This window comes from Enterobacter sp. CM29, assembly GCF_013179605.1.
Taxonomy (GTDB): Bacteria; Pseudomonadota; Gammaproteobacteria; order Enterobacterales; family Enterobacteriaceae; genus Enterobacter; species Enterobacter intestinihominis.
Genome location: NZ_JABMCU010000371.1, coordinates 1 through 964, shown reverse-complemented (window position 1 = coordinate 964; position 964 = coordinate 1). Strand labels below are relative to the sequence as shown.

2 protein-coding genes are annotated in these 964 nt (G+C 59.5%); both read right to left on the bottom strand.

All coding sequences use genetic code 11. The annotated features are described in order from the left end of the window. The coding region (locus HP459_RS23115; protein ID WP_171936946.1) for an ATP-binding cassette domain-containing protein at positions 1–405 on the bottom strand (405 nt) is incomplete at its 3' end. Then, on the bottom strand, positions 402–964 hold a 563-nt coding region (locus HP459_RS23110; protein WP_171936945.1), incomplete at its 5' end, for an ABC transporter ATP-binding protein. The genes HP459_RS23110 and HP459_RS23115, both read right to left, overlap by 4 nt.

Sequence of the window (964 nt, the reverse complement as noted above, 5' to 3'; positions counted from 1 at the left end):
GGCGACGTGGTACTGGCGATCCGCTTTTTTCATGTTCTGGTGCAGCCACAGCGGCTCACCGACAATCTGTTCTACCGTCATGCGCGGGTTCAGCGAGGCGAAGGGATCCTGAAAGATGATCTGTAGCTCACGCCGGAGCTGGTTCAGACGTGCGCCTGAGGCGTGGGTGATCTCCTCACCCTGATAAAATACGCGCCCTTCGCTGGCGCCCAGCAGGCGCAGCAGCAGACGGCCGAGGGTGGATTTCCCGGAACCTGATTCGCCGACAATAGCCAGCGTTTCGCCTGGCAGCACCGACAGTGAAACGCGGTCAACAGCCGTGACAAAGCGGGCCGGCGTAAACAGTTTTTTCGGGCCGGGGAAAAGCTTGCTCAGATCCCGGGCTTCAAGAATGGGCGTGGTCATGCAATTTCTCCCAGGGCAATGTGTTGTTCCAGCGGCACGCGGAAGCAGGCAACCTGATGACCCGTGCCGAGCATAGTGAGCGGTGGTTTTTCAGCATGACAGCGCGTCTGCGCGAAGGGACACCGGGTGGCGAAGCGGCAGCCCTGAGGCATAGATTCCGGCAGCGGGACCGATCCGGGAATGGTGGAAAGCTGGCCCTTGCGTACGCCAAGGGAGGGGATCGAGCCCATCAGGCCAATTGTGTACGGGTGCTGCGGGTCGGCAAATATCGCCTCGACGCTTCCCTGCTCTACTACCTGGCCGGCATACATCACCGCCACCTGCTGTGCCACTTCGGCCACCACGCCTAAATCGTGGGTGATCATCAGCACCGCCGTGCCCGTTTCTTCTTTTAAGGTATTGAGCAGAGCGAGAATTTGCGCCTGAATGGTCACGTCCAGAGCGGTAGTGGGTTCGTCAGCGATCAGTAATTTGGGATGGTTTATCAGCGCCATCGCAATCATCACGCGCTGGCGCATACCGCCGGAAAGCTGATGCGGGTAAGCCTTAAGGCGCATCT